At 51.5% G+C, this 8,431-nt stretch carries 7 protein-coding genes; 1 reads left to right on the top strand and 6 read right to left on the bottom strand.

Annotated features, from left to right (window positions below; translation table 11 throughout):
- The 4 genes from Q4526_RS08040 to Q4526_RS08025 all read right to left on the bottom strand — a co-directional run.
- Positions 1 to 443, bottom strand: a 443-nt coding sequence (locus tag Q4526_RS08040; protein WP_215976527.1) for an aldo/keto reductase, incomplete at its 3' end; no start/stop codon positions are given.
- A 61-nt stretch (positions 444 to 504) separates the two neighbouring features.
- Positions 505 to 1,698 carry a UxaA family hydrolase gene (locus Q4526_RS08035; RefSeq protein ID WP_215976526.1) on the bottom strand — a complete coding sequence of 398 codons (1,194 nt, stop codon included), beginning with the start codon at positions 1,696 to 1,698 and terminating at the stop codon, positions 505 to 507.
- Positions 1,695 to 2,000 (bottom strand): UxaA family hydrolase, encoded by a 306-nt coding sequence (locus tag Q4526_RS08030; RefSeq protein ID WP_215976525.1) that lies wholly within the window; start codon positions 1,998 to 2,000, stop codon positions 1,695 to 1,697. The genes Q4526_RS08035 and Q4526_RS08030 overlap by 4 nt, the downstream gene beginning before the upstream one ends.
- Positions 2,001 to 2,514: 514 nt before the next feature.
- On the bottom strand, positions 2,515 to 4,629 hold the full coding sequence (locus Q4526_RS08025) for a tetratricopeptide repeat protein (RefSeq protein WP_215976524.1): 2,115 nt from the start codon (positions 4,627 to 4,629) through the stop codon (positions 2,515 to 2,517).
- Positions 4,630 to 4,650: 21 nt separating this feature from the next.
- On the opposite strand from Q4526_RS08025, the gene Q4526_RS08020 reads away from it, so the two are divergent.
- Entirely contained in the window at positions 4,651 to 4,779 is a 129-nt protein-coding gene (locus tag Q4526_RS08020) for a hypothetical protein (RefSeq protein WP_303609587.1), read from the top strand.
- A 37-nt stretch (positions 4,780 to 4,816) separates the two neighbouring features.
- Here the strand turns inward: Q4526_RS08020 and Q4526_RS08015 are convergent, their stop codons facing one another.
- Together Q4526_RS08015 and Q4526_RS08010 are read right to left on the bottom strand one after the other, a co-directional pair.
- Positions 4,817 to 6,559, bottom strand: coding sequence for a carboxylesterase/lipase family protein (locus Q4526_RS08015; protein WP_215976523.1), 1,743 nt, complete (start codon positions 6,557 to 6,559; stop codon positions 4,817 to 4,819).
- Positions 6,556 to 8,160, bottom strand: coding sequence for an arylsulfatase (locus tag Q4526_RS08010; protein ID WP_215976522.1), 1,605 nt, complete (start codon positions 8,158 to 8,160; stop codon positions 6,556 to 6,558). Before Q4526_RS08010 ends, Q4526_RS08015 begins: the two co-directional genes overlap by 4 nt.
- Between the last annotated feature and the right edge of the window lie 271 nt (positions 8,161 to 8,431).

Below are 8,431 nucleotides of genomic sequence, written 5' to 3'. Positions count from 1 at the left end.
CCGTGGGTTACCCGGCCAATATCGTGCATGTAAAGGATATCGATCTTGGGCAAACCGAGGCGCTGAATACTGTGCTCAAACGAACGCATAATGCCGTCATAAGAATAGTCGTACACCGGCTCAAACGGCATGGGGGAGCAGAAGCCGTATTTATCCTCGGCCTTACCGCACGGTTGTAACAGCCGCCCCACTTTGGTGGAGAGCACATAGTCAGAAGCGGCGTGCGCGCGCAGTGCATCCCCCACCCGACGCTCACTCAGACCAAAACCGTAAAAGGGAGCTGTATCGAATTGATTGAGCCCTAACTCCAGAGCTTTATCGATCGCGGCGCGGGCGCTTTCATCGGACATGGGTTGATAGAGATTACCCAAGGTAGCCGCGCCAAATCCCAGCTCTGTCACTGCTAGCGAGGTTGCACCAATTTGTCGTTTATTTATCGCCATGGTCTTCTATCGCCTCTCGTTCTTCAGTTTGCTCTTAGCCTTCTCTGCCGTTAGTCCCTATTTAGCGCGACACCGGTAGGCAGGCAGGTCCGGTAGGCTCAAACTGTTTATAGGTCAGGACAAACTCCTGATGCCCTAACTCTTCGGACTTGGTTTTCTCACCATCCGCCACTTTACACACCAACTCAAAAATTTCCTCACCAACACTGTTCACAGTGCCCTCACCGTCTATGATCTTACCGGCGTTGACGTCCATATCATCGGCCAGTTTCTGGTACGTTTCCGGATTGGCACACACTTTAATGACCGGAGAAATCGCCGAACCCACGACAGATCCGCGCCCGGTGGTAAACAGAACAAGATGAGAGCCGGAGGCTATCAGCTCGACAATTTCGGCATTATCGACGATGTTGGGAAAGCCGAATCGGGGCTCGCCATCAGGAACCACGTCCAGCAAGTAGAGCCCGCCCTGGGTGACAACATCACCGGGTTTAATCAGCCCGTGAATTTTCGATGCGCCGGATTTAGCATAAGCTCCTAGCGATTTTTCTTCCTGCGTGGTCAGCCCGCCCTCGGCATTGCCTGGGGCGAAACTGCCATACCCCATCACCCGGTAATAATTCTCTGCTTTTTCTACGGCCGCCAATATCTCTTGGCCCAGCTCAGGTGTGGCGGCACGATCTGCCATCACTTGCTCACAACCAATCAGCTCGCCGGTTTCCTCAAAAATACAGGCTGCCCCTTGTTCAACAAGAGTGTCGAAGCTACGCCCTACCGCCGGATTCGCACTGATACCACTGGTACCGTCCGAGCCACCGCAAATCGTACCGACGACGAGCTCCGCTACGCCCATATCCACCATCGGCGTAGCGGCTATTTCACGCTGCGTCGCTTCCACAGCCTCCAGGCCGGATTCAATGGTTCGCCGGGTACCGCCGGATTCCTGAATCACCAAGGTGCGAACGGGGCGACCACTGTCTGCAATTGTTTTGCTCAACCGTTCACGGTTAAAACCTTCACACCCGAGCGAAACAAGTACCACGCCACCGATGTTAGGGTGGGTGCATAAACGCTCCATCATGGTGAGCGAGTACTCATTAGGAAAACAGCCGGGAAAGCCTATCAGTTGTACCGCGTCGGAATTAGCACGACTGACCACCGCGCGCGCGACGTGATGGGCACACTCCACTAGATAAACGACCACGACAATATTGCGAATGCCCTTGCGGCCGTCGGCCCGTAAGTAGCCCTTCATTGACCCACCTCCATTTTTTTCTCCCGCGTGTGGCTGGGGATGTAATCACTTTTTATATTGTGCATGTGCACATGCTCGCCAAAGGCAATATCGACCGTGGCGGAGCCGATGGGGGCCCCATAACGAAAGATTTTTTCGCCCTTACCAATTGCTCGGCGCGCCACTTTGTGGCCGACATGGATATCGACACCCATGATGAGGCTCTCACCTTCAAGAACGACGGTCTCTCCCGCCCCAACTTGGCCGCAACACACCAGCACATTGTCATTTTCGTTCACCAGAACTAATCGCCTGTCATTCATATCCACTCTATCCACGATATTTTTACAGCTTCCATAGATTGGCCTCGAGTATAATATTTTTATTAATAAAAAACAACAAAGTGCATAAGGATTACCCGCTGAAACCGCCTGACCTTAATCACTTGCCAGTTAAGGCAGGACGGAGCTCAACCCAAGCCCACTCCGTTAAGCGCGCAATACGCGCTTAATTACTCAATGGAACAGTACTGGCAAAAAGTTTGGTCAGAAATGACTCACCCTGGACACAGCTAGAGCGGCTTGAGAGCACGAGACAGGAGTGTAGGGCCGATAGAGCCCACGACACGATCGGCAACCGCACGTCAAATACCAGCATGCTTGCGCCCGACCTCAAGCGTCTCCGATACGGGCCATACTGAGATGTTTGCTATTAATAATAACCCTACAGGGATTCCACTATTATCTATCGTGCTTCTAACTCTTTAGCAACAGCACATACCCGGTCAACGAGTTGACGCCCTTGACCGGCAAGAGCGAGACTCAACTCAACAAGGCGTTATTGGCTTTGCAAATAACGAATAAATTGATCAATTTGTGGATTATCTGGCTCTAGCTTTTGTAGCTTTTCGGCATAAACGAGCGCCTTCTGCCATTGTTGAGACCGCTGCAGAGCATCCAACAAGGCGAAGAGTACTTCCTGATTATCAGGCTGCAGCTTATACAGCGCCTCCAGCACGTCAACTCCCTTGCCAAGGTGGCCACGCGAGGTCAATGCCACCGCATAGACATACCCAAAGCGAATGTTATTTGGCTCCAGTTCAGCCGCGCGAGCCAAGGCAACGACCCCGTCTTCATAGCGCTTTTGCCGGATTAACAGCAAGCCAAGCGAATGGTGAATACCCGCGATCTCTGCATTGTGTTTAATAAAGGCTCGCAATAATGGCTCGCCCTTGGCATCCTGCCCCCGCACGCGGTATAAATCTGCCAGCCCCATGGTTGCCGGCAAGTTATATGGCGCTAGCACCAACGCCTTTTGCAGAGCTTTTTCAGCAGAATCGTACTGACCTCGGGCGACGTGATACTGGCTCAAGTTGACTTGGCCACTCGGGGTATCGGCATGGTGCTTTAATACCGCCAAATACTCCTGCCGAGCCCGCTTCAGCACCGACAGCTGCTCTTTATTTAGCTGCTGATCTTCAACTTCATGCAATAGCCTAGTCGCCTCAAGACGCACCACCCTTCGCGGATCGCTTAGCATCGGCAGTAAATCCCCTATCCGCTGCTCGATGGGTAACATCGCCAACACTCTGACCGCCCCAAGGCGCACCAACGGATCCTCATCACCCAGATTCGCTCGGGCCGCCTTCAATGCCTGACTATCGTATTGACCGGACAGCAATGACAGCGCCGTCCCCCGCACAATGCCAGGCTGCTCGGCATTATTCGCCAGCTGGCTCAGTAACTGTTGCGCCGGTACAGCGCCACTGTGCCCTACCGCCAAGGCCTCGCCGTAGTGCGGCGGCAAGGTTTTGTTTGACGCCTGTAACCATTTCTCCATCGCATTAGCAGCCCAGACATTGGTTTGATCTTGATGACATTGGGTGCAAGCGTTGGGCGTATCATGCCCTACGCTAAGATCCGGCCTGGGAATACGTATACTGTGATCTCGTCTGGGATCCACCACCATATAAGTTGTTTCCGGCATATGGCAATTAGCGCACTGCGCCCCACTACTAGCGGGAGGGTGATGGTGGTGTTTTTCGGTGTCAAAGACGGACGGCTTGTGACACTGAGCGCAGACGGCGTTACCCTCTGCCCGCAATTTCAAACTGTGAGGCTCGTGGCAATTGGAGCACACCACTCCTTTCTGATACATCTTACTTTGCAGGAAGGAACCCATGACATAGACTTCATCGCGTATTTGACCACCCGAGTGGTACAGCGGGGGCGTCAAGGATTCGATCTGGTGCTTATCAAAAAAGTGTCCGGGTTTATCCGGGTCGTCAATCAACATTCTGCGCGAGTGACAACTGCCGCAGGTAGAAAGCTGACCATTCAAATCCGGAGTAACCGCCGCAGTCGTCTGCGCGGTGTCGCGGTCCGCACTGTGCAGCCACTGATTCACAGCGCTGATCGAGCGATTAAACCCCAAATGCTGATGTGCCGCAGCGCCGGTGTTATTTTTAGCCCACTCCACGTGTGATTGTCCGGGCCCATGGCAGGCCTCACAGGCAACGTTAATTTCCGACCAGCGAGTGTCGTAGCTATTGGTTTTTTCGTCGTAGTTTTTTTCCAGATTAGTCGAGTGGCAATGGGCACACCGGCTGTTCCAGTTGAAGTATGTCCCCGTCCAGTGCAGCGCATCGTCATGGGGAATTCGTTCGTCGGGATAAAGGTGAAACCAACGCTGCCCTCCCTCGGACTCGGGCCGACTGTCCCAGGAGAGACTCAGCGCCTGCAGCCGTCCATCGGGAAATGCGATCAAGTACTGTTGCAGAGGCTCCACGCCGAAGGTATAGGCAATTTCAAACACTTCGGTGTCACCTTTAGCATTGGTCGTCTCTACTAAAAAGGTATCATCACGCCGAAAAAAACGGCTCTTATCGCCGTAGTGATCTACGGTAACATCGCCAAAATCCCCCAGCACATACTCTGGTGTAGCGGGTTTCATCGCCCAATCGTGATGTGACCCTTGCCAGAGCTTATACTCGTTGCTGTGACACCCGGCACAGGTGGCAACCCCGACAAACCCATCATCAGCGCAAAGGCCATGCTGAGCCAAGAGAAGCAAAATAAAGCCGCCGATCCGGCCCAGAACTAACCGCCTAACGAATCGGTTCAAATTAACCTCGATACAATCATTCTATTACTGCCCCAGCGGCACGACTTCGGCGTAGAAGACTATCAGACGCCCAGCCTCCCAGCCAGCTTCGAAACTGACCACTGGCATCATCACGCAACCGAATCTTTTCATACAACTCCCACATGCCGGGTAAAAGATTGTTGGAGGGCTGTGCTACTCCGTGCTCAAAACGCATATAACCTTGAGCGCCTGTATCATACGACGGCCAACCCGGCAGCCCATCTTGGTTCGGCTTACCAGTTTTAATAAAGTTAACTAAATAATTGAACATCAATTGCGATAGTTCTTGATCGGCAGCAGTGATACCAGTCTCACCGATCTCGGCGTGCAAATTGCGACCGTAAAAATAGTTGGCATCGGCACAGTGGGCAACACCTTTCGTGACATTGACTCCCGCCACCGGCTCATCGGCATAAGGTGGTCGGTGCGCCATATAGTATAAATATGTTGGAGACGAGACCTTGCTGGAGTATCGAGCCAAAGTTTCTGCGCCATAACCGGCAACCCGGTCCCGTCCCGCGTGATAGACGCTAGTCAATAGATCATCTGACGGATAAAGGCGTAAAAAATCCTCGCTTATATTACCGTATCGTTCGCGAATGGATTTTACATACGCATCGCTGCTAGCAGGTACAGCGTCAACCAGTCTTGCCCGATGGAACACCGAGACCTCATCGGCATTAAAGCCCAACATTACCGGCACATCGGCACGCTTGCCGCTTTGGTGTAAATCGCGAATCGACTGGGGGAAAACCCAGCCATCGACCACATCGCCTGCCCCTGTAGGCGGATCAAAGTTAGCCACACCCGAGCTCAGCACTCGCTGTTGCAATTGCCGTGCGGGCATATTTCTCAGCTCTGCCAACGATTGCGCCTGCACCGATTGAGCAAAGCGAACCCCCAACGTTTCTGCAGACGGTTGATCCAACGTAGGCTGACGCAATCGGTGCATGCGATTGATAGCCGCATTGCTGCAAAAAGGAGCGGCTCGTTGAAACAAACCTTTGGCGAGCGGCGTTGCCAAAAGTGCACCGACAGCCGACCCGCCCCCAGAGGCTCCTGAGACGGTAATGGTTTTCGGGTCACCGCCAAAAGAAGCAATATGACTCCGCACCCATTGGAGCGCACTCACCAAATCCATAGTGCCGTAATTGCCAGAACTCTTATGGGGAGATTCGGCCGACAATTCCGGGTGGGCAAAAAAGCTGAAAATACCTAACCGGTATTGCGCGGTGACAACCACAATGCCCCGACGATTAAACTCTGCGATCTGCGCGTTCATATTACGCATCGAGCCCGCTGTTCGGCCTCCACTATGAATCAGAAATAAAACCGGCAAAGACTTACCACGCTCCTCCGCGATGGCATCAAGAGGAGCATACACACTAAGGTACAGACAATCCTCACTCTGTGGGGCATATTGGTAAGCCTCCTCGCGAGTGAGACGCTCCGGGGTTAATTGTTGCAAACAAGCAGGTGGGTCGAACGTAGCATTGAAAGTCCCCATCCAATTTTGGATCGGTTGGGGTACGGCCCAGCGTCGATCTCCGACCGGGGGTGCGGCGAAAGGTATTCCCTTAAAGACCACGGTATTATCCAGCATAGTCCCTTTCACACGCCCGGCAGAACTGCTGATCTGAATATCGTCAGCCTGCGCGATAAGAGCCGCAGGTAAAAATAATAGCAACCCGACAAGCACGCACAAGAAAACTTGTCCGTTTCGAGCGTCAAATATCATTGTACTTGCTCGTGAGCCGCTTCATATTCTTCTTCTGTCATCCAAGTCAGCTCAGGCCAATAACCGGTATCGTTGGCCTGAGGTTTACCTGGTGTCGAGCGCCCACTTACCACAATCTCGGTTAATTGATTGTGCAGGCTGGCAACGATCTTCGGGTGCTGCTTTACCACATTATTTGTCTCGGCCGGATCCTGCTTCAAGTTATACAACTCCAGTTCAGTTGCCGGTATTGATCTCGAAGGAAACTCTTTATTCACAATACCGTCACCCGGCATAATGAGTTTCCAGTCGCCCTCCGTAATGGAAAAACGACCGTAGGCTGACTGAACCAAGGGCACCCGCTCATAATCAGCTTTAGCGTTGGTCAATAGTGATGCAAAGCTTTGACTGTCTTCACCACCGTCATCTGGCAGTGGGAAGTTAACCAACTCAGAGAAAGTTGCCAGCAAATCGACCTGGCCCACTGGCTTATCCCAATCTCGACCAGGGTTATCAATACCCTCTGGCCAGCGCACAAAGAACGGAACGCGATGGCCGCCCTCATAAATATCTCGCTTGCCGCCTTTAAAAATCCCGCTACTGTCGTGCCCAAACTCAGTGATTCGCTCCTTCCAAGAGTTTTCTGGTCCATTGTCGCTGGTGAAAACAATCATCGTATTATCATCTAAGCCAGCTTCCTTCAGATAATCCAATATCCGTCCAACGTGATAATCCGTTTCCATCATAAAGTCACCATAAGCGCCCACCTCGCTTTTGCCCCAAAACTCTTTTAGAGGCGCCACGGGATAATGAGGTGACGTGTAAGGCAAATAAACAAAAAATGGAGATCCGTCTTTTGCTTCTTGTTTTTTACTGTCAATCCACTCAATGGCTTTATCGGTAAACCGCGTCAGAGCTTTGTTGTCGATGAAGTCAGGCGCAATCTCTAATGGCGTACGATCGGTGTGCGTTTTTAGCTCTGCCACAGATTGATAGTATGGAGGCTTGATCCGGTAATCGACATGCCGCTCATTATCCCTTTTCGCACCAAACTGGGTCGGGGGAATCTTTGCATGACGCCCATCAAACCAGGCCAATACACCATAGTTAAGAGATGCAGGGATACCATAAAAATAGTCGAACCCCTTATCGAGTGGCATATCTTCTACCGGCTTACTCCAATCACGCTGACCAAACTCACCGGGAAACTCCATTCCCAAATGCCACTTACCAACCATCGCAGTGCTATAACCATTGTCTCGCAACATGGACGCCAAGGTCATCCTATTGTCAGGTATTAATCCCGTTGCTTCCGCCTTCATCACTCCGGTCTTTAAATGAGTTCTCCATGAATATCGCCCTGTTAACAAACTGTAACGCGAGGGCGTACAAACACTCTCGGAACTATGGCCGTGTGTAAAGGCAATACCCTCTGTCGCCAAACGATCAATACTGGGGGTTTTAATTTTGGACTCGGGATTTAGATAGCTAGAATCACCGTAGCCTTGATCATCGGTATAGATAACAATAATGTTCGGCTTTAAGGTATCTGCCTGAGCCATCGAGCTCACCAAAGTCAAAGCAACTACAACCCACACAACAAAACGGGTGCAACTCTTCATATAAACTCCATAGAAGTTCGCCATTCAATTAAAACCAGAGAAGTAAGCTACATCTCTTAGTAAATTGGTCCAGCATTTTACGATTAACATTCAAGGCCGCCTTGCACCAACGGCCAGTCTTAACTTATCTCTTAATTTCATAAGATCGAGCACTAAAAAATATTCTAGCGTCAATAATTTCCAACAACATACGAAAACTTTTAACCGCTAAAAGTTAGCTCTAAAGCTAAGCGAGAAGTTGCGCCCGTTGACAAAATATTGCGTGAGCAAA

Source organism: Gilvimarinus sp. 2_MG-2023 (assembly GCF_030547685.1).
Classification (GTDB): Bacteria; Pseudomonadota; Gammaproteobacteria; order Pseudomonadales; family Cellvibrionaceae; genus Gilvimarinus.
This window is presented reverse-complemented; position numbering and strand designations above follow the sequence as displayed.

Excerpts from the sequence above, each read along its gene's own strand:
- Q4526_RS08035 (WP_215976526.1), bottom strand. The coding sequence starts at position 1,698 with ATGAAGGGCTACTTACGGGCCGACGGCCGCAAGGGCATTCGCAATATT.
- Q4526_RS08030 (WP_215976525.1), bottom strand. The coding sequence starts at position 2,000 with ATGAATGACAGGCGATTAGTTCTGGTGAACGAAAATGACAATGTGCTG.
- Q4526_RS08025 (WP_215976524.1), bottom strand. The coding sequence starts at position 4,629 with ATGAAACCCGCTACACCAGAGTATGTGCTGGGGGATTTTGGCGATGTT.
- Q4526_RS08015 (WP_215976523.1), bottom strand. The coding sequence starts at position 6,559 with ATGATATTTGACGCTCGAAACGGACAAGTTTTCTTGTGCGTGCTTGTC.
- Q4526_RS08010 (WP_215976522.1), bottom strand. The coding sequence starts at position 8,160 with ATGAAGAGTTGCACCCGTTTTGTTGTGTGGGTTGTAGTTGCTTTGACT.